Origin of the sequence: Nocardia implantans, from assembly GCF_035544775.1 — a bacterium.
Classification (GTDB): Bacteria; Actinomycetota; Actinomycetes; order Mycobacteriales; family Mycobacteriaceae; genus Nocardia; species Nocardia implantans.
Window position 1 is genome coordinate 603,675 of sequence record NZ_JAYKYQ010000001.1, and the last position, 25,785, is coordinate 629,459.

General features: G+C 68.5%; 23 protein-coding genes. 9 read left to right on the forward strand and 14 right to left on the reverse strand.

Going from position 1 to position 25,785, the window contains the following annotated elements; translation table 11 throughout:
• Positions 1-38 precede the first annotated feature (38 nt).
• From U3653_RS02670 to U3653_RS02685, 4 genes are all read left to right on the forward strand, one after another.
• Complete coding sequence (locus U3653_RS02670; protein WP_195079623.1) at positions 39-614, forward strand: chorismate mutase; 576 nt, start codon at positions 39-41, stop codon at positions 612-614.
• Between the two features lie 738 nt (positions 615-1,352).
• Positions 1,353-6,005 carry a glutamate synthase large subunit gene (gltB, locus tag U3653_RS02675; protein WP_195079624.1) on the forward strand — a complete coding sequence of 1,551 codons (4,653 nt, stop codon included), beginning with the start codon at positions 1,353-1,355 and terminating at the stop codon, positions 6,003-6,005.
• Positions 5,998-7,467, forward strand: coding sequence for a glutamate synthase subunit beta (locus U3653_RS02680; protein WP_195079625.1), 1,470 nt, complete (start codon positions 5,998-6,000; stop codon positions 7,465-7,467). Before gltB ends, U3653_RS02680 begins: the two co-directional genes overlap by 8 nt.
• A 341-nt stretch (positions 7,468-7,808) precedes the next feature.
• Entirely contained in the window at positions 7,809-8,708 is a 900-nt protein-coding gene (locus U3653_RS02685; RefSeq protein ID WP_195079879.1) for a cutinase family protein, read from the forward strand.
• Positions 8,709-8,773: 65 nt separating this feature from the next.
• Here the strand turns inward: U3653_RS02685 and U3653_RS02690 are convergent, their stop codons facing one another.
• From U3653_RS02690 to U3653_RS02700, 3 genes are all read right to left on the reverse strand, one after another.
• A complete protein-coding gene (locus tag U3653_RS02690; RefSeq protein WP_195079626.1) occupies positions 8,774-9,136 on the reverse strand; it encodes a hypothetical protein in 363 nt (120 codons plus the stop codon).
• A 301-nt stretch (positions 9,137-9,437) separates the two neighbouring features.
• A complete protein-coding gene (locus tag U3653_RS02695; RefSeq protein ID WP_195079627.1) occupies positions 9,438-9,797 on the reverse strand; it encodes a hypothetical protein in 360 nt (119 codons plus the stop codon).
• 113 nt (positions 9,798-9,910) lie between these two features.
• Entirely contained in the window at positions 9,911-10,525 is a 615-nt protein-coding gene (locus U3653_RS02700; RefSeq protein WP_195079628.1) for a histidine phosphatase family protein, read from the reverse strand.
• A gap of 89 nt (positions 10,526-10,614) precedes the next feature.
• On the opposite strand from U3653_RS02700, the gene U3653_RS02705 reads away from it, so the two are divergent.
• A complete protein-coding gene (locus U3653_RS02705) occupies positions 10,615-11,052 on the forward strand; it encodes a Uma2 family endonuclease (RefSeq protein WP_323124353.1) in 438 nt (145 codons plus the stop codon).
• Complete coding sequence (locus U3653_RS02710) at positions 11,040-11,192, forward strand: hypothetical protein (RefSeq protein WP_323124354.1); 153 nt, start codon at positions 11,040-11,042, stop codon at positions 11,190-11,192. Before U3653_RS02705 ends, U3653_RS02710 begins: the two co-directional genes overlap by 13 nt.
• 184 nt (positions 11,193-11,376) lie before the next feature.
• On the opposite strand, the gene U3653_RS02715 is transcribed toward U3653_RS02710, so the two are convergent.
• Positions 11,377-11,589 carry a hypothetical protein gene (locus tag U3653_RS02715; protein WP_039794184.1) on the reverse strand — a complete coding sequence of 71 codons (213 nt, stop codon included), beginning with the start codon at positions 11,587-11,589 and terminating at the stop codon, positions 11,377-11,379.
• A 100-nt stretch (positions 11,590-11,689) separates the two neighbouring features.
• A complete protein-coding gene (lysX, locus tag U3653_RS02720; protein WP_195079629.1) occupies positions 11,690-15,013 on the reverse strand; it encodes a bifunctional lysylphosphatidylglycerol synthetase/lysine--tRNA ligase LysX in 3,324 nt (1,107 codons plus the stop codon).
• Positions 15,014-15,316: 303 nt separating this feature from the next.
• Here lysX and U3653_RS02725 point away from each other — a divergent pair, with 303 nt between their 5' ends.
• The gene (locus U3653_RS02725) at positions 15,317-15,535 is read left to right on the forward strand and encodes an RNA-binding S4 domain-containing protein (RefSeq protein ID WP_039794186.1); all 219 of its coding nucleotides are present in this window, start codon (positions 15,317-15,319) and stop codon (positions 15,533-15,535) included.
• A 35-nt stretch (positions 15,536-15,570) separates the two neighbouring features.
• Here U3653_RS02725 and rraA read toward each other — a convergent pair whose 3' ends face one another.
• The 9 genes from rraA to U3653_RS02770 all read right to left on the reverse strand — a co-directional run bounded on the left by rraA (position 15,571) and on the right by U3653_RS02770 (position 21,221).
• Positions 15,571-16,059 (reverse strand): ribonuclease E activity regulator RraA, encoded by a 489-nt coding sequence (gene rraA, locus U3653_RS02730; protein ID WP_195079630.1) that lies wholly within the window; start codon positions 16,057-16,059, stop codon positions 15,571-15,573.
• Between the two features lie 378 nt (positions 16,060-16,437).
• Complete coding sequence (locus U3653_RS02735) at positions 16,438-16,803, reverse strand: DUF5313 family protein (RefSeq protein ID WP_195043842.1); 366 nt, start codon at positions 16,801-16,803, stop codon at positions 16,438-16,440.
• A 50-nt stretch (positions 16,804-16,853) separates the two neighbouring features.
• Positions 16,854-17,228, reverse strand: a complete 375-nt coding sequence (locus U3653_RS02740; protein WP_195079631.1) for a DUF5313 family protein — start codon at positions 17,226-17,228, stop codon at positions 16,854-16,856.
• Between the two features lie 78 nt (positions 17,229-17,306).
• On the reverse strand, positions 17,307-17,753 hold the full coding sequence (locus tag U3653_RS02745) for an SRPBCC family protein (RefSeq protein ID WP_195079632.1): 447 nt from the start codon (positions 17,751-17,753) through the stop codon (positions 17,307-17,309).
• Between the two features lie 80 nt (positions 17,754-17,833).
• On the reverse strand, positions 17,834-18,742 hold the full coding sequence (locus U3653_RS02750) for a CopD family protein (RefSeq protein ID WP_195079880.1): 909 nt from the start codon (positions 18,740-18,742) through the stop codon (positions 17,834-17,836).
• Between the two features lie 50 nt (positions 18,743-18,792).
• Positions 18,793-19,332, reverse strand: a complete 540-nt coding sequence (locus U3653_RS02755) for a copper resistance CopC family protein (protein WP_195079633.1) — start codon at positions 19,330-19,332, stop codon at positions 18,793-18,795.
• A complete protein-coding gene (locus U3653_RS02760; protein ID WP_195079634.1) occupies positions 19,329-19,985 on the reverse strand; it encodes a YcnI family copper-binding membrane protein in 657 nt (218 codons plus the stop codon). Before U3653_RS02760 ends, U3653_RS02755 begins: the two co-directional genes overlap by 4 nt.
• 40 nt (positions 19,986-20,025) lie before the next feature.
• Entirely contained in the window at positions 20,026-20,562 is a 537-nt protein-coding gene (locus tag U3653_RS02765; RefSeq protein ID WP_195079635.1) for a hypothetical protein, read from the reverse strand.
• A gap of 14 nt (positions 20,563-20,576) precedes the next feature.
• Complete coding sequence (locus U3653_RS02770; protein WP_195079636.1) at positions 20,577-21,221, reverse strand: DUF6474 family protein; 645 nt, start codon at positions 21,219-21,221, stop codon at positions 20,577-20,579.
• 813 nt (positions 21,222-22,034) lie between these two features.
• On the opposite strand from U3653_RS02770, the gene U3653_RS02775 reads away from it, so the two are divergent.
• Positions 22,035-23,699, forward strand: coding sequence for a TM0106 family RecB-like putative nuclease (locus U3653_RS02775; RefSeq protein WP_435406540.1), 1,665 nt, complete (start codon positions 22,035-22,037; stop codon positions 23,697-23,699).
• Between the two features lie 26 nt (positions 23,700-23,725).
• Positions 23,726-25,684 (forward strand): molecular chaperone HtpG, encoded by a 1,959-nt coding sequence (htpG, locus tag U3653_RS02780; RefSeq protein ID WP_195079637.1) that lies wholly within the window; start codon positions 23,726-23,728, stop codon positions 25,682-25,684.
• Positions 25,685-25,785 lie beyond the last annotated feature (101 nt).

The window sequence follows — 25,785 nt, forward strand, 5'->3', positions numbered from 1 at the left end:
GATTCGTATCGGGGTGGGCGATTGCGGGAGGTCACGACGTGCGCGGACTCGGGTTGACGCTGCTGGCGGCGGCGCTGCTGATGTGGCCGGTTAGCGCGGGCGCCGGCCCGGCCGAGCCATCGCTCGACCGGCTGGTCGCGCTGGTGGCCGAGCGCTTGGACACCGCCGACGCGGTGGCGGCGGCGAAGTGGGTCGCCGCGGGCGAGCGCGGCATCGAGCCCGCCATCGACGATCCGGTCCGGGAGGCGGAGGTCTACAACACCATGGCCAGGCTCGGCCACGATCGTGAGCTGCCGGAAGGCTGGGTGCGGCAGGTCTTCTTCGGGCAGATCGAGGCCAACAAGACGGTGCAGCGCGGGCTGATGGCGCGGTGGCGCTTCGACCCGGCGGCGGCGCCGAGCGTGCCGGTGGGGCTCGATTCGGTGCGCCCGGTCATCGACCGGGTGAATGTCGAGATCCTCGATCAGCTCGCCAGGCACCGGGCCGAGCTGACCGCGCCGGACTGCGCGGAACAGTTGGCGCGCAGCGTCTTCGGCGTGTTCGCCACCGACCGTTCCGACGCGCTGCACCGAGCGGCGCTGGTGCGCGCCGCCGTGTCGCTGTGCCCGGCGTAGGCCGCGCGGAAGCCCCGCTGGGCGCCCCATTTCCGAAGATGTGTCCAACGCCACTGCCCGATATTTGCTGGATATGTGCTGAAGCCCACAGTGGACAAAAGAGGCCGGACGGTCGGATCATATTCACTGCTTGTCACGCAGCTGTCGGAAATCTCTCACCGGTGCGATCGCCGAGTTAGCCGCCGCCACTTGGTTTGCCGGGCGTCCCACGGGGGAAATCCATTTCGACGCAGGTGAGGGCGGTTTCGCGACCTTGTGAGGAAGGTCTCGGGTCGGTGTCGCGCGCCGGTTTTCCCAGCTGGCACCGGGTGCCAAGGGGATCGATCGCATGGCACTCGCTGCTTTACACTGGACGACGCGCACACGTGGAGGACCCGATGCAGAAGCCCAGCTAAACCTGGTTATTAGCACAACCTAAGTTGGTTGGGCCCTGGACCTGACTTATCGTTTGCTCTTACGCCGAACACAGAACGTTCGGCTACCTCGCCCGCTCGGGCAGCCCTAGCCAGGTGCTCAGCGTAGCGGGCGAGCACCCGCTCGGAGGTAAGGATCTTGTTAGGGATCCGTTACCGAAGGGCACCCACTACGTCACAGAAGCGGGTGGACAACTGCACACCTGATCGCACGCCGAAGACCATCAGCGCGGCTGGCTTCGGAACGTATGGGCGCAGTCTTGTACGGAGGCGTTCGACGAAAGGCCGTTTTTCTTCGAAGGCCGACTTTCTTGAAGGCAGAGGCATGACGCAACTTCCTGGCCACCGGTCACCTGGACCCATCGGGCTCTACGACCCGGCGAACGAGCACGACGCCTGCGGCGTCGCATTCGTCGTCGACATGCACGGCCGCCGCAGCCGCGACATCGTCGACAAGGCTATTACGGCTCTGTTGAACCTGGAGCACCGTGGCGCCGCCGGCGCCGAGCCCAACAGCGGCGACGGTGCGGGCATCCTGATCCAGGTCCCGGACCGCTTCTTCCGCGCCATCGTGGACTTCGAGTTGCCGCCGGAGGGCTCCTACGCCACCGGCATCGCCTTCCTGCCGCAGGCCCGCCGCGAAGCCGCGCGCGCCGCCTACGGCGTGGAGAAGATCGTCAAGGAAGAGGGCCTCGAGGTCCTCGGCTGGCGCGAGGTGCCGATCGACGAGTCGTCGCTGGGCGCGCTGGCGCGCGACGCCATGCCGAGCTTCCGGCAGATCTTCATCGCATCGCCGAAGGGCGCCTCCGATCCGCTGTCGGACATGGATCTGGAGCGTCGCGCCTACGTGGTGCGCAAGCGCGTCGAGCGCGAACTGGGGTCGGCCGGAGCCGGTGAGGGTGCGGTCGGCAGGGAGTCGGTCTACTTCCCGAGCCTGTCGGGGCAGACCTTCGTCTACAAGGGCATGTTCACCACGCCGCAGTTGCGCGCGTTCTACCTGGATCTGCAGGACTCCCGGGTGGAGAGCGCCCTCGGCATCGTGCACTCCCGGTTCTCCACCAACACCTTCCCGTCCTGGCCGCTGGCGCACCCGTTCCGCCGGGTGGCGCACAACGGTGAGATCAACACCGTCACCGGCAACGAGAACTGGATGCGCGCCCGCGAGGCGCTGCTGCGCAGCGACGTCTTCGGCGTCGACTCGGCGGGCAAGAACCGGCTGGAGAAGATCTTCCCCGTCTGTACCCCGGGGGCCAGCGACACCGCCCGGTTCGACGAGGTGCTGGAACTGCTGCACCTCGGCGGCCGCAGCTTGCCCCACGCCGTGCTGATGATGATTCCCGAGGCATGGGAACGCAACGAGACCATGGACCCGCAGCGGCGGGCCTTCTACGAGTACCACTCGATGCTGATGGAGCCGTGGGACGGCCCCGCGTCGGTGTGCTTCACCGACGGCACCGTCGTCGGCGCCGTGCTCGACCGCAACGGCCTGCGGCCGAGCCGCATCTGGGTGACCGAGGACGGCCTGGTCGTGATGGCCTCCGAGGTCGGCGTGCTGGACATCGACCCGTCCAAGGTGGTCAAGAAGGCGCGCCTGCAGCCGGGCCGCATGTTCCTGGTCGACACCGCCCAGGGCCGCATCGTCGGCGACGAAGAGGTCAAGTCCCAGCTCGCCGCCGAGCACCCGTACCAGGAGTGGCTGGACGCGGGCGTCTCCCGCCTCGCCGACCTGCCCGACCGCCCGCACGTGCACATGTCGCACGACCGCGTGCTGATCCGTCAGCAGATCTTCGGATACACCACCGAGGAGCTCAACCTGCTGATCTCGCCGATGGCCAAGACCGGCGGCGAAGCGCTCGGCTCGATGGGCACCGACACCCCGATCGCGGTGCTCTCGGCCCGTCCGCGCCTGCTGTTCGACTACTTCTCCCAGCTGTTCGCGCAGGTCACGAACCCGCCGCTGGACGCGATCCGGGAAGAGGTGGTCACCAGCCTCAAGCGCAACATCGGCCCGGAGGCCGACCTGCTGCACCCGGGGCCGGAGTCCTGCAACATGATCGCGCTGGAGCAGCCGATCCTGGACAACGACGAGCTGGCCAAGCTCGTGCACATCAACGACGACGGATCGCACCCCGAGCTGCGCTCGGTGGTCGTGCGCGGCCTGTACCCGGTGAAGAAGGGCGGCAAGGGCCTGCGCAAGGCGCTGGAGGCGATCAACACCCAGGTGTCGGCCGCCATCGACGGCGGGGCGCGGATCATCGTGCTCTCCGACCGCGAGTCCAACGAGAAGCTGGCGCCGATCCCGTCGCTGCTGCTGACCTCCTCGGTGCACCACCACTTGGTGCGCGAGCGCACCCGCACCATGGTCGGCCTCGTCGTCGAAGCCGGTGACGCCCGCGAGGTGCACCACATGGCCACCCTGGTCGGCTTCGGCGCCGCCGCGATCAACCCCTACATGGCCTTCGAGACCATCGAGGACATGCTCGAGCGCGGCGCGCTGGAGATGCCGGGCAGCACCGGCGACCTGGCCGCCGACTACCGCAAGGCGGTCGCGAACTACAACAAGGCCGCGGGCAAGGGCGTGCTGAAGGTGATGTCCAAGATGGGCATCTCCACGCTGGCCTCCTACAACGGCGCCCAGCTGTTCCAGGTGATCGGCCTGTCGCAGGAGCTGGTGGACGAGTACTTCACCGGCCTGCGCTCGCACCTGGACGGCATCGGCCTCGACGAGATCGCCGAGGACGTCGCCCAGCGGCACCGCATCGCGTTCCTGGAGAACCGCAACGAGCGCGCGCACCGCGAGCTCGAGGTCGGCGGTGAGTACCAGTGGCGGCGCGAGGGCGAATACCACCTGTTCAACCCGGACACGGTATTCAAGCTGCAGCACGCGACCCGGTCCGGCCAGTACTCGATCTTCAAGGAGTACACCAAGCTGGTCGACGACCAGTCCGAGCGGCTGGCGTCGCTGCGCGGCCTGTTCAAGTTCAAGCACAAGGCGCGCAACCCGATTCCGATCGAGGAGGTCGAGCCGGCCTCGGAGATCGTGAAGCGGTTCTCCACCGGCGCGATGAGCTACGGCTCCATCTCGGCGGAGGCGCACGAGACCCTGGCGATCGCGATGAACCGCCTCGGCGGCCGGTCGAACTCGGGTGAGGGCGGCGAGTCGCCCGCGCGCTTCGAGCCGGAGGAGAACGGCGACTGGCGGCGCAGCGCGATCAAGCAGGTGGCCTCCGGCCGCTTCGGCGTGACCGCGCACTACCTGACCAACTGCACCGACATCCAGATCAAGATGGCGCAGGGCGCCAAGCCCGGTGAGGGCGGCCAGCTTCCGGCGCACAAGGTGTACCCGTGGGTCGCCGAGGTGCGGCACTCGACGCCGGGCGTCGGCCTGATCTCGCCGCCGCCGCACCACGACATCTACTCGATCGAGGATCTGGCGCAGCTGATCCACGACCTGAAGAACGCCAACCCGCAGGCGCGCATCCACGTGAAGCTGGTCGCCGAGCCGGGCGTCGGCACCGTCGCGGCGGGCGTCTCCAAGGCGCACGCCGACGTCGTGCTGATCTCCGGCCACGACGGCGGCACCGGCGCTTCGCCGTTGACCTCGCTGAAGCACGCGGGCGGCCCCTGGGAGCTCGGCTTGGCCGAGACCCAGCAGACGCTGCTGCTCAACGGGTTGCGCGACCGCATCGTGGTGCAGGTCGACGGTCAGATGAAGACGGGCCGCGACGTGATGATCGCCGCGCTGCTCGGCGCCGAGGAGTACGGCTTCGCCACCGCTCCGCTGGTGGTCTCCGGCTGCATCATGATGCGCGTCTGCCACCTGGACACCTGCCCGGTCGGCGTCGCGACGCAGAACCCCGTGCTGCGCGAGCGGTTCACCGGCAAGCCGGAGTTCGTCGAGAACTTCTTCCTGTTCATCGCCGAGGAGGTCAGGGAGCTGCTGGCGCAGCTGGGCTTCCGCACGCTGGACGAGGCCATCGGCCGGGTCGACCTGCTCGACACCTCGCGGGCCAAGCAGCACTGGAAGGCCAGCAAGCTGGACCTCTCGCCGATCCTGGACGACGTCGAGACGGCGTTCATGTACCAGGACCGCCGCTGCACCAAGGCGCAGGACCACGGCCTGGACAAGGCGCTGGACCAGCAGCTGATCGCGCAGAGCCGGGACGCGCTCGAGCGCGGCCAGGCGGTGAAGTTCGAGACCAAGATCACGAACGTGAACCGCACCGTCGGCACCATGCTCGGCCACGAGGTGACCAAGCTCTACGGCGGCGCTGGCCTGCCCGACGACACCATCGACATCACCTTCACCGGTTCGGCGGGCAACAGCTTCGGCGCCTTCGTGCCCGCTGGCATCACGCTGCGCGTGCAGGGTGACGCGAACGACTATGTCGGCAAGGGTCTTTCCGGCGGCCGCCTGGTGGTGCGCCCGTCGCTGAACGCGCCCGGCGAGTTCGCCGCCGAGCAGAACATCATCGCGGGCAACGTGATCCTGTTCGGCGCGACCAGCGGTCAGGTGTTCCTCAGCGGTGTGGTCGGCGAGCGGTTCGCCGTGCGCAACTCCGGCGCCACCGCGGTGGTCGAGGGCGTCGGCGACCACGCTTGCGAGTACATGACCGGCGGCCGGGTGGTCATCCTGGGTGAGACCGGACGCAACTTCGGCGCCGGTATGTCCGGCGGCGTGGCGTTCGTCTTCGACCCGGAGGGCACCTTCGCGTCGAGGCTCAATCCCGAGCAGGCCGACGCCGTCGAGCAGTTGGCCGGCGACGACTTCACCTGGCTGCACGACATCATCACCCAGCACCGCGACCAGACCGGTTCCCCGGTCGCCGAGCGCATTCTGAGCGACTGGTCGCAGCAGGTGAACCACTTCGTGAAGCTCATGCCGCGCGAATACAAGAAAGTTTTGCTCGCCATCTCCGAAGCTGAGAAGAGCGGCAAGGACGTGGACGAGGCGATTATGGAGGCCGCACGTGGCTGACCCCCAGGGTTTTCTGAAGCACACCACACGGGAACTGCCCAAGCGGCGCCCGGTGCCGCTGCGCCTGATGGACTGGAAAGAGGTCTACGAGGAGAACTTCTCCCACGAGACCTTGCGGACCCAGGCCAGCCGGTGCATGGACTGCGGTATCCCGTTCTGCCACAACGGCTGCCCGCTGGGGAACCTGATCCCCGAGTGGAACGACCTGGTCTACAAGGACCGCTGGCGGGAAGGCATCGACCGGCTGCACGCGACCAACAACTTCCCGGAGTTCACCGGGCGGTTGTGCCCCGCGCCGTGCGAGGCGTCCTGCGTGCTCGGCATCAACCAGGATCCGGTCACGATCAAGCAGGTCGAGGTCGAGATCATCGAGAACGCCTTCGACGAGGGCTGGGTGACCCCGGTCTACCCGACCCGCCTCACCGGCAAGAAGGTCGCCGTCGTCGGTTCCGGTCCGGCCGGTTTGGCCGCGGCGCAGCAGCTGACCCGCGCAGGCCACACCGTGACCGTGTTCGAGCGGGCCGACCGCATCGGCGGTCTGCTGCGCTACGGCATCCCGGAATTCAAGATGGAGAAGCGCTTCATCGATCGCCGTCTGGCGCAGATGGAGGCCGAGGGCACCATCTTCAAGACCGGCGTGAACGTCGGCGTCGACATCACCGCCGAGCAGCTGCGCGAGCAGTTCGACGCGATCGTGCTGGCCGGTGGCGCCACGCTGGCGCGTGACCTGCCGATCCCCGGCCGCGACCTGGACGGCATCCACCAGGCCATGGAGTTCCTGCCCTGGGCCAACCGGGTGCAGCTCGGCGACGACGTCACCGACGAAGAGGGGCTGCCGCCCATCCACGCGAAGGGCAAGAAGGTCGTCATCATCGGCGGTGGCGACACCGGCGCCGACTGCCTCGGCACCTCGCACCGCCAGGGCGCGGCCAGCGTGCACCAGTTCGAGATCATGCCGCGTCCACCGGAGGAGCGCGCCGCGTCCACCCCGTGGCCGACCTACCCGCTGATGTACCGGGTGTCATCGGCGCACGAGGAGGGCGGCGAGCGGGTGTTCTCGGTGAACACCGAGCGCTTCGTCGGCGCGGACGGCAAGGTGACCGGCCTGCAGGCGCACGAGGTCAAGATGGTCAACGGCCGCTTCGAGAAGGTCGAGGGCACCGACTTCACCCTCGAGGCCGACCTGGTGCTGCTGGCCATGGGCTTCGTCGGTCCCGAGAAGCCGGGCCTGCTCACCGATCTCGGCGTCGGCTACGACCAGCGCGGCAACGTGCAGCGCGACAAGAACTGGGCGACCAACGTGCCCGGCGTCTTCGTCGCCGGTGACATGGGCCGCGGCCAGTCGCTCATCGTCTGGGCCATCGCCGAGGGCCGCGCCGCGGCCGCGGGCGTGGACCGGTACCTGGAAGGCGAGACCGCCCTTCCGGCGCCGATCACCCCCACCATGGTGGCTCAGCGCTAGGTCCCCTCTCTTACCGGAGCGGAAACGAAGGCGCCTGTGGACAACTCGTCCACCGGCGCCTTTTTCGTGCCCGAATCGGACCATTCATCCCTCGATTTCCCGGCTTCGAGTCGCCCCGGCGACGGAAATCCGACACACTACGGGGTTCGAATGGCATTGCGGCGGGCGTGGCCTTATTGTGATCTCCGGCGTGCTGCTGATCTTGGGATGCGGTTGTGAGTGCACGTCATCCGGTCGGGTGACTTGTGTTCACCCGGCGTGCACTGGAACGACATCCAGTGAGTTCAGCATTGACGCGGCAACTCGGCGGGAAGTTCGACGAGGGCGAGGTTTGGAGCGGTATGCAGTGGAAGAAGGTCGTCGCGGCTCTGGGCGCGTCCGCGACCGTGATGTCCGGCTTGGTTTTCGGTAGCGGTTCGGCGATCGCCGCGCCCGGTTGCCCGAGCCTGTACGTGGTGGCGATCCCGGGCACCTGGGAGACCGGGCACGAGAAGAACCCGCAGCCGGGCATGCTGGCCGGCGTCACCCGTGGCCTACCGTCCTCAGCGGAGGTCGACTACGTGACCTACGCCGCGACCGCTTTCCCTTGGGAGGGCGAGATCTACGGCAACTCCAAGAAGGAAGCGGTCGACAACGCGCGCGGCCTGATCGCGAACATGGCCCAGCGGTGCGGCGCGACCAAGATCGCGCTGGTCGGCTACAGCCAGGGCGCGGACGCCGCCGGTGATCTCGCCGCCGAGATCGGCACCGGTCTCGGTGTGGTGCCGCCCGATCGCGTCGCCGGTGTCGGCCTGATCTCCGATCCGCGCCGTTCGCCCACCGACATCCAGGTCGGCCCGGTCGCGCCGGGCGCGGGCGCCGGTGGTCCCCGCGTCGGCGGCTTCGGCTGGGTCAGCGATCGCACCCGCACCATCTGCGCGCTCGACGACCTCTACTGCGCCACCGCGACCGAGGACTTCGTCACGCGGTTCGCCGGATTCCTCGCCCAGGCCTCGGACGCCAACCCGGCCAATATGTGGCGCTACCAGATCGAGGCGGGCAACATCCTCGGCGACCTGATGAACTCGGGCGGCGTCCCCGTCCTGCAGGCGCAGCTGACCGACTCGGCCAACGAGCAGCGGGTCAAGGACCTGGAGCGTTTCTACAAGTCCCAGGCGCACACCCTGTACGGCAGCTACCCCGTCGGTGGCGGCCAGACGGCGATCTCCTGGATGCACAACTGGATCGCTGGCATGGCCTGAGCGAGCAACGAAACCGAGGGCCCACCTCCGAATTCGGAGGTGGGCCCTTTTCGATGTGGTGGGGACTAGCTGGATCCGGTCGGCGGAAGCACATGGAAGAAGTGCCGCTGCCGCGGGCCATCCGGCCACGGGCCGCCGTCCGGCCCGCGGTCCGGGCCGTCGTGCCGTTCGAAGTGTTCGAAATGACGAGGGCCGTCCGGCCCGCGGTCCGGGCCGTCGTGCCGTTCGAAGTGTTCGAAATGACGCGGGCCGCCGTCGATGTCGGCGCCCTGCTGCGGTGCGTCGACCAGCTGGATCTGACCCTGATCGGCGGGAGTTTCGGCGGACGCGGTCGCGGCGAGTGCTGCGAGCGGGACGGTGACGAGCGCGCCTGCGGCGGCTATTCCGGCCAGCCGCCGCAGCGGCGTAACGGTTTTGGAGAGCGACACGGAATTCCTTTCTCTCGAACCGTGAGCCGCTGTTCGGCAGCGGCTCACCGGTCTTATCGAAGATTCCGTCACTGGGACATCGGTGCGATGGACCTGGCAATCGGCTGTGAATTCTCGCCGCCTAGTGATAATGCCGCGCAAGGGATCCCAGACCTGCCATTCTCATTGGGGGCCGCGCTTCGACGGCGATCTCCTGGATGCCCAGCGGGATCGCAGGAATGGCCTGGACAGGCGCCGAAACCCGCAGGGCCCGCCTCCGAACGAGGAGACGGGCCCTGCGGTTGCGATGTGACCGGCCGGGTCAGCTCGACCCGGTCGGCGGCAGGAACTGCTGCGGCGCCGGGCCATCCTGCCTCGGGCCGTCGTTCGGTCCACGGCCGGGTCCGTTGTCCGGGCCACGACCCGGGCCGTTGTCGGGACCGTGCCCTGGGCCGTTGTCCGGTCCACGACCCTGATCGTCGTGCCGTCCGTCCCGGTCGAAATCGCGGTCGTGGTCGGCGACCTGCTGCGGTGCGTCCACGACCTGCACCACGCCCGGCGCTGCCGGGGTTTCGGCGGACGCGGTCGTCGCCAGAGCGGCCAGGGGGACGGCGATCAGCGCACCGGCGACGGCCACACGGGCCAGACGCCGCAGTGGCGTGGCAGTTTCGAGAAGCGACACGGAATTCCTTTCGTTGGGACCGTGGGCCGCCGATCGGAGCGGCTCACGTGTCCTATCTCAGATTCCGTGACTGGGACACCGGTTCGATACGCCTGGTAATCGGCTGTGAGTGCTCAGCGCGCGGCGATATTGCGCGGCAGCAGATCCCAGACGTGCCCGTTCTCGTTGACGGTCGCGGCCGTGCGACGGCCGGTGCGGGAGAACAGGACGCGGGTGATCGAGCAGTAGTCGATAGGGAAGGTCAGCGGCCGTTCCAGCCCGAGGACCTCTTGCAGCAGCACGTTGATCACACCGCCGTGCGCGAACACGACCACCGTGTCGGCCGGATCGGTGGCCGCGACGATGCCGGTGACCGCGGCGTGCACCCTGGCCTTGAACGCCGCACCGTCCACCTGCGCCGGAAGATGCCCGGCCTTGATCCGGTCATAGGCGTCGCGGAACTCGACCTTGGCGTCTTCGATGGGGATGTAGGCCGGGAGATCGCGATCGTATTCGGCGAGGTCGTCGACGACCTCGACGCCGAGCCCCAGTTTCGCCGCGGTCGGCGCGGCCGTCTCCCGAGCCCGGCGCTGCGGGCTGCTCACCACCCGGGAAATCCGGTGATGACCGAGCGCGGCAGGCACCCGCTCGGCCTGCTCCAGTCCCACCGGGGCCAACTCCGGATCGGCGGGCCCACCCGTGCTGAGCATCCGGACCGGCTGGGCATGGCGAACGAGAATCAACTGCACCCGCCCCACTCTGCCGGATGCCCGTGGCCCATTCGATCCGGCCCCGTCAACCCTTCGTCCGACCCATCAGGGGGTGACATACTCGAACCATGACCGTCGAGCCGTTTCCGCAGTGGCTGCGCCCGCCGCCGGGCGGGTTCGCCGCCGAGGATCTCGATCGCCTGCCAGACCTTCCCCCGCACACCGAGCTGATCGACGGGAGTCTCGTCTTCGCGAGTCCGCAGGCGCAGTTCCATATGTTGGTCATTACATTGCTCGACTCCGCTCTGCGCCGCCTCGCCCCTCCGCAACTGCGCGTGCGACGGGAAATGACTGTGACTCTCGGGCGGGATCAGCGGCCGGAACCGGACATTGTCGTGATCCACGCCGAAAGCGTCGGCGGCCCCGAACTGACTACCTACCGCGCCGATGATGTCGTGTTGGCAGCCGAGGTGGTGTCCGCCGAATCGCGTACTCGTGATCGGGAGCGCAACCGCAGCTTTATGCTCGCGCAGGCATCGCTCACTTCTGGCGAGTGGAGAACGTAGATGGCCGCCCGGTCGTCTACGTCTACGTACTCGATCCAGCCACGAAGACGTACGCGCTTACCGGAATTCACCACGATCGCCTGAAGCTCACCGTGCCGTTCGATCTGGATATCGATCTCACCGAGATCGATCGGCTTTAGAAACGATCGGTTCGGCTTCGGGCGAGCGCGCTAGGGCATTCATTCGGTCGAACCACGGGCGCCCGCACGGACGGGTCGCGCTGCTGCGGAGACGGCGTACGAGCGTGCTTCAGACCACAGCAAGGGTGGTGCGAATCGACGCCCCGGTTCGTATGGGCCGAGCCAGGGCCGTCGAAGTCTGCCGTCAGTTGTTCTTCCTGCGCTTGGTCAGCAGGTAGATGCCGCCGATGATGAGCGCGACCACCAGCAGGCAGCAGAGCGCGCCGATGATCAGGCCGCCGCCGCCCCTGCTCTTCTTCTTTTTGGCGGCCAGCTCGAGCGCGGAGTTCCACGTGTCGGGGCTGGCCCACACGGAATGGTCCAGCAGACTCGCGTTTGTCAGCAGGTCAAGGTACATATCGGAACCCCTTTGGTGTAGCGGCCTCCTCCCGGGGCCGAAACTCCTAGAGTAGCGGTCCGATTCGATCGATGAGAACCCTTCCGGGCCGAAGGCTCGATCAGCGTGGTTTCACCAAGGGGAACGGCAGTGTCTCGCGAATGCTGCGTCCGGTGATCAGCATGACGACGCGGTCGACGCCCATGCCGAGCCCGCCGGTCGGCGGCATCGCGTGCTCGAGCGCCTGCAGGAAGTCCTCGTCCAGCTCCATCGCCTCCGGATCACCGTTGGCCGCGAGCAGCGACTGCTCGGTGAGCCTGCGGCGCTGCTCGACGGGGTCGGTGAGTTCGCTGTAGGCGGTGCCGAGTTCGACGCCCCAGGCGACCAGGTCCCAGCGCTCGGTCACGCCGGGAATGCTGCGGTGCTGCCTGGTCAAGGGGGACACCGAGGTAGGGAAGTCGATGTAGAAAGTCGGTTCCTCGGTGCGGGATTCGACCAGGTGCTCGTACATTTCCAGCACCACCTGACCGGCGTCCCAGCCGTGCTGACAGGGCACCTCGGCCTTTTCGCACAGCGCGCGCAACTCCTCGACATCGGTCTCGGGGGTGATCTCCGCGCCGACCGCGTCCGACACCGCGCCGTGCACCGTCCGCACCCGCCAGTCGCCGGAGATGTCCACCTCTTCGAAGGTGCCGTCGCCCTTGGGCCGCAGGGCCACCATGGCGCCGTTGGCCGCGATCGCGGCGTTCTGGATCAGCCTCCGGCAGGTGTGCATCATGCGCTCGTAGTCGCTGTGCGCCTCGTAGGCCTCGAGAATGGTGAACTCCGGATTGTGGCTGAAGTCGACGCCCTCGTTGCGGAAGGTGCGCCCGATCTCGAACACCTTCTCCATGCCGCCGACACACAGCCGCTTCAGATACAGCTCGGGAGCGATGCGCAGGTACAGGTCGAGATCGTAGGCGTTGATGTGGGTGAGGAACGGAGTGGCGTTGGCGCCGCCGTGCACCTGTTGCAGGATCGGCGTCTCCACTTCCAGGTAGCCGAGGGAGTTCAGCGAATCACGCAGCGAGCGCACCACCGCGCTGCGCTTGGCCAGCACTTCGCGGATCTCGGTGTTGATCGCCATGTCCACGTAGCGCTGCCGCACCCTGGCCTCGGGGTCGGCCAGCCCTTTCCACTTGTCCGGCAAGGGGTGCAGGCATTTGCCCAGCATCCGCCAGTCCGCCGCGAGCAGCGACAGCTCACCGCGCCTGCTGGCCCCGATCTGACCGCTCACCTCGATCAGGTCGCCCAGGTCGAAGAACTCGCCGAACTCGGCGCTGCGTGCGGCCCCGACCCGGTCGCGATCGATGACCAGCTGGATGTCGTCGGTCCAGTCCCGGACCACCGCGAAGATCACGCCGCCGTAGTCGCGGATGCGCAGCAGCCTGCCGCAAACGCGGACCGTGGTGCCGCGCGGGGAACGTCGCGCGTCGGCGACGGTATGTGTCGGCGGGTAGGCGACCGGGTAAGGATCGATGCCGGATTCCGCCAGCCGAGCCAGTTTGTCCATGCGAACGCGGACCTGTTCCGGCCTGCGCGGCAACTGTTCGGCGTCCTCGATTTCGGGCAGGTCCGGCGGGCTGCCGTCGGCGTGCAGACCCGTCACGGTCGCGGGCACAGCGACATGCTCACCGGTGTGTATCGCGGTGTCCGGCTCCTTGCCGAACCGCGGCAGGAAGCCTTCGGCCAGCGCGCTGGCCACCGCGACGCGCGGGAGCTGTCTGCGCTCTTCGAACAGGAAGAACCGGGGCACCCAGTGCGGCTGGTACTTCACGTTCGAGCGATACAGCGCCTCCAGCTGCCACCAGCGGGAGAAGAACAGCAGCACGCCGCGCCACAAGCGCAGCACGGGACCGGCCCCGATCCGGCCGCCCTCCTCGAACACCGAGCGGAACACCGCGAAGTTCAGCGACACCTTGGTGATGCCGTACAGCTCCGAGTTCAGCGCGAGCTGCGAGATCATCAGCTCCATCACGCCGTTGGGACCCCCTGGATCGCGGCGCATCAGCTCCAGCGAGACGCCGGTGCGGCCCCACGGCACCAGCGACAGCATGCCGAGCACCCGGTCCTGCGGATTGACCGCCTCCACCAGCAGGCAGTCGCCGTCCAGCGGGTCGCCCAGTCTGCCCAGCGCCATGGAGAACCCGCGTTCGGTCTCGGTGTCGCGCCAGGCGTCGGCGCGGGCGATGATCCGGGGGAACTCCTCGGCGGGGATATCGCGATGCCTGCGGATGCGGACCACGACACCGTGTTTGCGCAGCCGGTTCGCGGCCTGGCGGACCGGCTTCATCTCGGGTCCCGCCAGCGAGAAGTTCCTGGTGTCCAGAATCGCCTCGTCGCCGAGACGCAGCGCGGAAAGGCCCGCGCGCCGGTACGCCGTCGCACCGAGTTCGCTGGCGCCCATCACCGCGGGCGCCCAGCCGAATTGATCGGCCTGACGCAGCCAGGCATCGATGGCCTGCGGCCACGCCTCGCGGATGCCGATCGGGTCGCCACTGGCCAAGGAGACGCCCAGTTCCACCCGATAGGTCACCGCCGCCTTGCCGCTGGGGGCGAACACCACCGCCTTGTCCCGGCGGGTGGCGAAGTAGCCGAGCGAATCCTCCACGTCCGAGCGCTCCAGCAGCCCGCGCAGCGCCGACTCGTCGGTGCCGGTCATCGCGTTCGCCGCGCGTTGGGAGCGCAGCAGGATGATCACCGCCGCCAGCAGCGCGACAGCGCCGAACAGGCCGAGCAGGAAGTTGACGAACGGTCGCGGATGTCCGTCGAAGCGCTCGTTCTCCGCCAGCACCGCCGCGGTCACCCGGTAGACCGCCCATCCCGGCCGCTGCAGGCCCGGCGGAAGACTGCCTGGGAACAGCTCCACCAGCCCCCAGCCCAGTAGCGCGCCGATCGCCAGTCCACCGACCAGCACGCCGAGCGCCTTCCACCCGGCGCCGCGGCGCACCTTGGTGTAGAACTCCGGCCATGCCGCGATGAGCACGCCGATCACGGCCGAGTGCAGCACCATCGCCACCAGCGCGTGAATGCTGCCGCGCTCGGCGAAGGCGATGGCGTTGACCACCGTGTAGAGCGTCAGATAACCGATCAGCAACCACCAGGCGATCCGTTTGCGGCTGGCGATCGCACCGGCTGTCAGCCCGACCACCAGCGCCCACATCAAGTTCGTGTCCGGCGCGTCGAAGTAATAGGCATCGATATAGCGGCGCGGCACCTGGGTCAGGAAACGCAGCGCGGGGGAGAGGCTCCAGAGGAAGCACAGCACCGCGAATACACCGAGCGTCAATCCCGCGATATGCGGCACTTCCGAAAGGCGTCCGTGACCACGGTGTGGAACCGGCGGAGTCGGTTTATCCGCGGGTGGCGCGGTGTCGAGGTGTTGCTGGGCTTGCGTGGAGGTCACGGAACCAGTGTGTACGTGAGTGTGTCGGATTTGCCAAGCCTGCGGCGCGCGTGTTTGTTCGGTGTTCGCGCGGTCCGGAGTCCGGCGCGGTACGTTTCCCGCCGGGACGGCTCGACGACGAAGTTTCGTGATTCCGCGCCGACCTGGGCGGAGCGGCCGGCCAAATCGGCGTGAATTCGGTGCATACGGTGGAGACGGTCCGATTTCTGCGCGGAGCGCGAGTGCGGCATAAGTTGCCCGGAGATCGCTGGGAAGCTGGGGCGGTGTTCGGCGAGTTCGGATGGGGGAGTAAGTATTCAACCCATGTCGGAACCAGTCGAAGTACCGATCGATGACGACGTTATTCGGCTCGGCCAGTTTCTGAAGCTGGCCAACCTGATCGATTCCGGTTCGGAGGCGAAGACGGTGATCGCCGCCGGATTGGTGCGGGTGAACGACGAGGTGGAACTGCGGCGCGGCAGGCAACTGCACATCGGTGACGTGGTCGCGCTCGCCGGTCACAAGGCGATCGTGTCCGCCTGAGCGGCCGGACAGACCCGGCCGCGCCGCCGACCGGCTCAGTCCTCGGCGCGCACCACGATGCCGTCGTGATCGCTGTAGAGCATGTCGCCGGGGACGAAGGTCACCCCGCCGAACTCCACCGCGACGTCGCGCTCGCCGCTACCGGTCTGCGTGCTCTTGCGCGGGTTGGTGCCCAGCGCCTTGATGCCGATGTCCAGGGTGCGCAGGATGGCGGAGTCGCGCACGGCCCCGTTGACGATCACGCCCGCCCAGCCGTTCTCGACACCGCGCCCGGCGATGATGTCGCCGACCAGCGCCGTGTGTACGCTCGCGCCGCCGTCGACAACCAGCACCTTGCCCTCGCCCGGCTCGCCGAGCGTCTGCTTGACCAGCAGATTGTCCTGGAAGCAACGGATCGTGGTGATGCGTCCGGAGAACGCGGCACGCCCGCCGAACTGGATGAACTGCGTGTCGCAGCTGCGGATCTCCGGGCCGATCTCGTCGGCCAGGTCGGCGGTGGCGATTACATTCTGCGATTCGGGCATGGGGTTATTCTCCAGCGCCCGCGCAGTCGAGCGTTCGCGGGGCTGTGTTTGTTTTTCCAGCGCCTGCGGCGCCGCGAACGGCGGATGCTCGGTCTCGCTTCGCTCGGAACCGGTGGTGGGGGTGCGCTGGGCGCGTAGGTGTCCCAGGTCCGGACTCGGTGTGCGCGGATGAGGGTGGTGCTGTCAGGGCGGTCAGCGGAGATCGCCCGGCGCTGACCTGGCGGTCGTTCGGATGGGAGCCGTGCGGTGATCGGGATGCTGTGATCGGCCGGGAATGGCTTCGATGCTGCGACGGCGAACGGGTCTGCGAGGGATTCGGACCGTGAGAGATCTTCGCGCGTGGCTCTCGACGCGCGTACTTCTCATCGATCGGCGGCGTTATCTGTGGCCGTAGCGCAGTTCGTACAGGTCGCGGTCGTGTTCGGTGCACTTGCCGTGGTCGACCAGTTCGGGGTCGAGTCCGTGCTGGAACAGGCGGAAGCGGCGCCAGACGTAGCTCAGCGCGACCGTGAAGACGACCAGCGGGACGATCATCATCACGATCAAGCCGATCTTCAGGGGCATCGGCCCGGGGAACAGCAGCACCAGGGCGAGGAACGGGAGGATCGGCCCGATGAAACGGACGAGATAGCGCTCCATGGCCCCGTGTCCGACGAGGTCGTGAATGACCCACTCGTGCAGCTCCTCGGGGAGCTCGCGGCCCAGGTCGTAGGCGACCCGTTGCCTGAAGGTGGGGGTTTTCATACCTCTAGGCTATGCCTGTGATATAAGCCACCGCCAGGTCTCGATACGGCTCAACCGCGTCCGTGTCTGCGCTCGTAGTCCAAGCGTTCGCGCTCGCCACGCCGGCGGGCGTCGGCGTCCGCGAGCGCGGGGTCGAGACCGTGCTTGATCAGCCGATGACGCCGGTAGACGTACAGCAGCGCCACCGTGAAGTAGATCAGCGGGATGTACAGCAGCGCCATCATCGCCAGACCCATCCACAACGGACCCGGCAGCAACAGGAACAGCATCAGCGGCGGAAGCACCGGCACCAGGAATCGCAGCAGGTAACGCCGCGTGGCGCCCGGCCCGACCAGATCCTCCCGCACCCAATCGGACATCGATGCGGGCAGGGTGCGGCCGAAGATATAACCGATCCGCTGGCCGAACGAGGGTGTAGCGCTCACGCCTCCAGCATCCCGATCCGGCCGTCAGCCGCGCAACCGGAGCACTGTTCGAACACCCAGCGCCGTAGGCGCTGGAAATCAGACACCGAAGGCGGCTATCTGGGAGACCAGATTGTTCGTCGTGTGCTGCACGGCGATCTTGACGAAGGGCTCGATGGTCTTGCCGAGCGCTCGCCCGGCCAGACCACCGGGCACCCGGTAGTCCACGATCGCGTCGACGGTGCACAAGCCGTCGCCCTTCGGGTGGAACAAGAACGTGGACTCGACGTCGAAACCTTTGATGGACTCGACGCCGATGGCGAAGTCCTTCTCCCAGCGCACCACGCGGATCCGCGACTTCAGCGAGGCGGGCCCCAGCTTCATGTGCCCGTCGAAGGTGGCGCCGACGCCCTCGGTCTGCTCGCCGACCGGAGTGAAGGACTGGATACCGTGCAGGAACCGCGACAGGTTCCGGTAGTCGTTCACGTAGGCGAACGCGGACTCCGCCGAGGCGGCGCAATCCGCGACGATCTTCACTTCGGTCATGCGCAGACCATAACGGTGCGGCCGGACGTGGTCCGTCCTCAGCCTCGCGCATGGCCGGAGCCGCACCACGGCGGCGCGGCTCAGGCCGTCACCGCGAGGGCCGCGGCGAGGCCGAAGGCCAGCGCCATCACGACCACCTCGGCTACCGCGCGGCGCAGCGAGTCCTTCGCGTCCATCCGGTGGTCGGCCGCCTTCGGCACCCAACTGCGCCGCCACCACCAGCCGAGCGCCAGCAACCCGAGCAGCACCACGGTCTTGGCGAGCAGGATCCGGCCGTAGCCGGTGCTGACGAACGGAGCGAGCCCTCCGACCCGGATCAGCCCGTTGAGCAGCCCCGTCGCCGCCACGACCGCCACCAGCGGCAGCGCCACCGCCGAGTACCTCGGCAGCACGACCGCCCACTCGCCGCGGGTCCGCACGACCAGCGCCAGCGCGATCAGCAACCCGAACCAGGCGCCCGCCGCCAACGCGTGCACCGCGGCGAGCACCGACCCGAACGCCTGCTGCGACATGTGCCCGGTGATCGGCCGCAACGCCAGCGCGACCGCCGCGAACACCAGCACCAGGTCGGCGGAGGCGGACTCGGGCCGCCGGAAGGCCAGCGCCGACCCACCGGCCACCGTCGCGACGCCGGCCAGGATCGCGAGCCCGACCTGTCCGCCGCTGACGTCGACCAGATAGGTGCCGAACTCGCCTGCGCCGAGTTCACCTACCGGAACGCCAACCACATCGGCCGCCTCGAAGATCAACACGGCGAATTCCGCGACCGCCCAGATCCCGGCGAGCACCGCAAGCAGCCGCCAGGGTGTCCGCAAGCGCGGCGCGACCCTCGGCAGCGCGGCCAATCCCAGCGAAGTGGCCCCCACGCCGTCGGCCACCACTCGGACCACGGCCTCGCCGGGCAGCGGGCCCGGCAGGATCAGGACCCAGGCGAGTGCGACGCCGAGCAGCCCGGCCGGGAAGGTCAGCAGCACCGCGGGCCATGGCATCCGGCCGGGCGCGCGCCGCGCGCCGTCCCGGCCGCCGGTCTTCACGTTGCTCACCGCTTCTGGCCGCGGCTCCTGCCGCCGAACAACGCGAACGCGAGCCCGCCACCGAACAGCACGACCGCGCCGACGACGAACACCCACAGCGGAATCCCGTCCGAGCCGTCCGAACTGTCGTTCGCCTTCGCGTTCGGTTTGGGTCCCGGCGTGCCGTTGCCCGGCTTGCCGAGCGTGAAGTGCCGCTTGCCGCTGACCGGGTGCCCGTCGGCGGAGGTCACCCGATAGGCGATGGTGTATTCGCCCACCGGGCCGAGCTCGCCCAGGGCGACGCTGACCGTCTTGCCCTCGACCACCGGATCACCCTTCGACCACAGATTGCCGTCCGGCCCGACGACGGTGAGTGACGGGAAGCTGGGCTGTAGTTCCTCGTTGAACGTGACGCTGGCGCGGTCGGGACCCGCGTCCACGGTCGCGTTGTCCTCCGGGACGCTGCCGGTGGCCGCGGAGTGCGCGGCGGCGACACCGGTCGCGGCGATGCCGAATGCGAGCAGGAACAGGCCGGCCACGAGGGCGGCCAGGAGCCGGCGGATCATGCGCGCCGCCCGCGGATCACGTTGCCGAGGCCGAGGGCGACACCGAGCAGGCCGAGCGCGAGACCGATTCCGCCGAGCCAGCGGGCGGTCTCGTCTTCGTGCTCATCCTCCTCGTCCGCGGCCTCGCTGCTCACTTTGTGCCCGTCCCCGTCGTCCTTCGCGGCGGCCAGGGTGATCGACGGGGCCGGATGTTCGGGTTCGTCGCCGCCCTTCTGGACCGGCTGATCCCAGCTGACCACCTTGCCGTCGGAGTAGGTCTGCTCGGCGGGGAAGCTGACCGAATCCAGCGCGGGCAGCGGGCCGACGGAGACCGCGAAACGCTGGAACTGGCCGGGCGGGATGCCAGGCGCGCCGGGATCGGCGGTCCAGGTGATCGCGGTGATCTCCTTCTTGTCGTTGCGTTCGACCTTGGCCGACCAGCCGGGAACAGGTTCGGTCCGAGCGGATTTCAGGTTGGGCACGGTGACGGTGAGCGCGGTGGTGCTCGCGGTGTCCGATTCGGTGGGCACCCGGAAGGTGGCGACGGCGTATCCGCCTTGTGCCGCGCCGGGCGCGTCCACTGTGACGTGCGCTTCGGCGGCGCCGCCTGCGAGCAGGACCAGTGCGGTTGTGGCGACCGTCGTCGTGACGGCGCGCGAAATCGAGGTGGGCATGCTGAGGTCTCCTGTGCGTACGGGAAGGGGTGTCGGCAGATCAGACCGGCACCGGCGGCGCACGAGGACCGCACGCACCCAGCGGCGCGCAGCGATAGGGGGGAAGGCCGGGAGCGGCCGCGAGCGACGCGCCCGCGATTCGCGCCCGCCGCGGCGGAGCCAATATCACGCGAAGCGCACCGGAGGCGGCGGTGAAAAGCCGTTCGGCCAGGACGATGAGAGCCGCGCAAGCGACCGTCGCGACAGTGTGCGCGAGCAGCATCCATCCCGTGGGCAGTGGGATACCCGTTGCCCCGCCGACGGTTCCGGAATGATCGTGGCCGACCAGCACCGACAGCGCCGCGTGGCTCAGCAGCAGGCCCGCGCCGAGCAGCCCGGCCACGACGGACGGGCGCGAGCACGCCCGCGCGGTCGCCGCGGCCGAGCCGACTCCGGCGGCGATCAGCAACAGCAGCGTCAGCTCGGTGGAGCCGGGGGCACCGCCGCCCGCCGCGCCGTGTGCGGCCACGGCCAGCACGCCGACGAGCACGCCGACCAGGCCGCCACGCAGGTGGCCGGTGATCGGGTGCGCGGACATCGGGACAGGGAAGCTCAGCGCACGCCGAGCCGGGCGAGGATGTCCGACTCGATCCCGGACAGCTCGTGGGAGATCGACGCGTGCACCGAACGGCGGCGATTGGCCGGCATCTGTTCGGAGGTGTGCACGGCGGCCGTCAGGCTGCCGAGGCGGTCCTTGGTGGCGGCGACGAACTTCTGGGCCTCGCCCTTGTCCTTGCCGTTCTGCGAGCCGATCTTCGCCAGCGCCGCTTCGGCATTCGTGATCCGGGCTTGCAGTTTGGCGCCGTGCCCGGTGAAGTCGCCGAGCTGGTCGATGCCGACGCCGAGCTGCTGGGCGCGGCGGGTGTCGAGCTGCCCGCGCAGGAAGGTCGCGCCCCGGTAGGCGAGCGGAGCGAGCACCGGGATGAGCACCCGGGCCACGCCGAGATATTTCTTCACCTGACCGGCGCTGAACGGATCGCGCTCGGCCTTGGCCGCCACCTTCAGCGCGGCCTTCTCCTCCGCCTGGAACGCCGCGATCTGCGCCTTGGCGACCTTGCGCTGGGTGCGGGCCTCGGCGCGGCGCGCCTTGCGGTCGTTCTTCGCGACGAGCTTGGCCTCCATCGCGGCCTTGTGCTTGAGGGCTTTCGCCTCGGCCCTGCGGCTCGGCCGCCGCTTGCGCTTCGTGAACAACCCCATCGAAGGCCCTCCGTCATGCTGGTTCACCATGGCAGTACGACGCCGGGGAAGCCCGTCCGCCCATGTCACACGCTTTGCCGACACCCTATCGGTTCCCGGCCGTCAGCTGCGAGGGTAGTGCGGCCAGCGCGCTGGCGGTTCCCAGCGCCGCCGAGCGATCGCTCCGCCGGACCCCCGTCTCCCCACGACGGCGTGCCGACCGGCGCCCATCGGTCACGCCGCACCGGCCGCATATCGTCCACAAACAGCAGCGATGCCGGAACCACGTAGCCGGAACCACGCAGCCGGGGCAGCGAGTTGGCTGGAAGCGAAATGGCTCTGTGGGGGGTGGGATCGACGCAACTGGCGCGTGGCCTACGGTGCTGCGGCCTTGCCGCGATACACCCCCACCCCAGCTCGGCTACGTCTTGCGAGCGAAGAAGACCGAGAACCACCCCAGTTCCAAGTAGGTGACTTCATCACGCGCGGCCCGACGCGATGGGCAATGGGCGATGGGCAATGGCCGAGCGGCGAATATCAAGGTTGCCGCCCTACGCGCTCAGCGCACCGCAACCCAGTCTTTCGAGCGAAGCGAGACCGAGCATCCGCCGTTCGCGGCCCGGCTCGCGTCCGAGCGGCCGCCGCGTCCGCGACGCAGTCGCCAGCGGCGGTCGCTCGGACGCGAGCCACAAAGGGGCCGCGAACACCCAGCGCCGCAGGCGCTGGAATTAAACACTGTCGGGGGAGGGGACCATACTGCTTAGCGTGGATTCGGACATCGGTGACCGGGATGGTCGCAAGCGCAACGGAACGGCCGTGGATCGGGCCACCGACGTGCCGACCGCCTTCATCGATGCCAGATCGCTGATCGGCTGCCGACATCGCCTGCATCTGGACGCCGCCCACCCGGACGCGCTGGCGGGAATCGTCGAGGACGCGGGCGTACGCCAGCGCAGGGACGCCGCGGCCGCGCACCGCGCCCGGGTGCGCGACGCGCTGGTCGGCGCCGACCCCGATGCCTGGGTGGTGATCGATGCCCGGCTGCGCGCCGCCGAGCGCGCCGAGGCGACGATGCGCGCGTGCCGAGCCGGCGCACGGCACATCTGGGGCGGGCTGCTCCCGCAGGAGCCGGACACCGGCAGGCGCGGCGGGTCGGAGATTCTGCTGCGCGACGCCGACCGCGGCGGCTACATCCCGATCATCGTGGTGAACCACAAGGTGACCGACCCGCGGCAACCCGAACCGGCCGATTTCCACCCCACCACCTCGGACCCGTATCACTGGGACCCGCAACCGGATCCGCGCCGCAAGCTACGCCAGCAGCCCCGCGACCAGCAGCGGCTCGCCCATCTGCACCGGATGCTGCAACGGCACGGCCTGGCCAGTCCCGCGCTGGTCGGCGGGGTCATCGGCTTCGATTTCGATCGCATCCTGGTGCACGATCTGGCGCCCCTGCTCGACGACTACGACCGCCGCTACGCCGACCGCATCGCGGTGGTGCGCGGCGAGCTGCCCACCGTCCCGTCGAAGGTGCCCGAGTGCAGGCAGTGCCCGTGGTGGACGCGCGGGATCGACGGCCCGAGCTGCGAGAGCTGGCTGATCGAGCATCGCGACGTCAGCCTGGTCGCGCCAGGCTCCCGCGCCGAGGTGCTGCGCAGGAACGGCGTCGAGACCATCGACGAGCTCGCCGCGTGGGCGGGTGATGAGCCGGAGGACTGGCAGCACGGCCCGTTCGACGAGGCCGTGGTCACCGCGCGGGCGTGGATCGCGGGCGCGCCGCTGGTGCGGCGGGTCGAGAAGGTGTGGGTCCGGCGGGCGGACGTGGAAGTCGACGTCGATCTGGAGAGCTTCCAGGAGCACGGCGCGTATCTGTGGGGGACGCTGCTGAACGGCGTGTATCGCCCGTTCGTCACCTGGGACCCGCTGCCCACCGAGGACGAGGGCCGCTCCTTCGGCGAGTTCTGGACCTGGCTGATGACGGTGCGCGCCGAGGCCGCCGCGGCGGGCAAGACGTTCGCCGCGTACTGCTATTCGCGCACGGCGGAAGACAAGTGGCTGTACGAGTCGGCGCGCCGGTTCGCGGGCCGCCCCGGCGTGCCGACCGTGGAGCAAGTGCGCGCGTTCGTCGACGGCCCGCAGTGGGTGGACATGTTCCAAGCCGTGTCCGACCAATTCATCTGCCCGAACGGCAAGGGTTTGAAGAAGATCGCGCCGGTCGCCGGGTTCTCCTGGCGTGATCCTGAGGCCAGCGGCGAGGCGTCGATGAGCTGGTACCGGCTCGCGGTCGGTTACGACGGCGCCGCGCCCGACGCCGGCCAGCGCACCCGGTTGCTGGAGTACAACGAGGACGACGTCCGCGCCACGCAAGTGCTGCGCGAGTGGATGACCACCCGCGCCGACGCGGAGGTCGCCGGTCTCGCCGATTTCCAGCAGCTCCCCGGCGCGCGGTCGCACGGGACGGTCCCGGGTTACGCGGCGGCGCCACCTTCGAGCCCGTAGTCCGCGCGCGGCGGTACCATCGCGACGTGACAGAGCACGTCGAACAACTCGAGTTCCAGGCAGAGACCCATCAGCTGCTCGAGCTGATGATCCATTCCGTCTACTCCAACAAGGACACCTTCCTGCGGGAGCTGATCTCGAATTCCTCCGACGCGCTGGACAAGCTGCGGCTGGAGTCCTTCCGGGACAAGGATCTGCACGTCGACACCTCCGACTTGCACATCGAGCTGGAGGTCGACAAGGACAACCGGATCCTGACCGTCCGGGACAACGGCATCGGCATGTCGCGCGCCGAGGTGGTCGACCTGATCGGCACCCTGGCCAAGTCCGGTACCGCCGAGCTGCGCAGGAAGCTGAACGAGGCCAAGTCCGAGGCCGCCGCCGAGGAGCTGATCGGCCAGTTCGGCATCGGTTTCTACTCCACCTTCATGGTGGCCGACAAGGTCACGCTGACCACCCGCCGCGCGGGCGAGACCACCGGCACCCGGTGGGAGTCCACCGCGGGCAGCTCCACCTACACCATCGAGGAGCTCGACGAGGCCCCGCAGGGCACGTCGGTCGCGCTGCACCTCAAGCCGGTGGACGAAGAGGATCACCTCTTCGACTACACGCTGGAGTGGAAGCTGCGCGAGATCGTCAAGAAGTACTCCGACTTCATCTCCTGGCCGATCCGCATGCAGGTGGAGCGCACCGTCACCGAGGGCGAAGGCGAGGACGCCAAGGAGAAGACGATCCTCGAGGACCAGACGCTCAACTCCATGAAGGCGCTGTGGACGCGCCCCAAGAGCGAGGTCTCCGACGAGGAGTACAAGGAGTTCTACAAGCACGTCAGCCACGGCTGGGACGATCCGCTGGAGATCATCCCGCTGAAGGCCGAGGGCACGTTCGAATACCAGGCGCTGCTGTTCATCCCCTCGCACGCGCCGTTCGACCTGTTCACCCGCGAGCACAAGCGCGGCGTCCAGCTGTACGTGAAGCGCGTGTTCATCATGGACAACTGCGAAGAGCTCATGCCGGAGTACCTGCGCTTCGTCAAGGGCGTGGTGGACGCGCAGGATCTGTCGCTCAACGTCTCCCGGGAGATCCTGCAGCAGGACCGGCAGATCCAGATGATCCGCAAGCGTCTGGTGAAGAAGGTGCTGTCCACGGTCAAGGATCTGCAGGGCGCCGAGGACCAGACCAGCTACCAGACGTTCTGGAAGGAATTCGGCCGCGTCCTGAAGGAGGGCCTGCTCTCCGACTTCGACAACCGCGACACCATCCTGCAGGTTTCCTCGTTCGCCTCGACGAACTCCGAGACCGAGCTCACCACGCTGGCGCAGTACGTGGAGCGGATGCCGGAGGGGCAGGACACCATCTACTACATGACCGGCGAGACCCGTCAGCAGGTCGAGAGCTCCCCGCATCTGGAGGCGTTCAAGGCCAAGGGCCGCGAGGTGCTGATCCTCACCGACCCGGTGGACGAGATGTGGGTCGGTTCCGTGCCGGAATTCGACGGCAAGGCGTTCCAGTCCATCGCCAAGGGCGAGGTCGATCTGGAGACCGAGGAGGAGAAGAAAGCCTCCGAGGCGCTGCGCGAGCAGCAGGACAAGGATTTCGCCGATGTCCTGAAATGGCTGGGCAAGACGCTGGAGCAGAACGTCAAGGAGGTGCGCCTGACCAACCGGCTCACCACCTCTCCGGCCTGCCTGGTCGGCGACGTGTTCGACTTCACGCCCATGCTGGAGCGGATGTACCGCGCTTCGGGTCAGGCGCTGCCGGAGAGCAAGCGGATTCTGGAGCTCAACCCGACCCACCCGCTGGTCACCGGTCTGCGCGACGCGTACGCGGCCAAGAAGGACGAGGCCGACGCCGGTACGGCGACCGAGCTGTCGGAGACCGCCGAGCTGCTGTACGGCACGGCGGTGCTCGCCGAGGGCGGTGAGTTGAAGGATCCGGCGCACTTCGCGCACATCCTCACCGATCGGCTCACCCGCACCCTGTGAGTCCGCGCGCGACCGGAGGGCAACGACGATGTCCTCCGGTCGCGTCCGGTGCGGTCGGCGGTGTTTCGGCCATTTCGCGGTTACGGTGACCGGCGGGATGG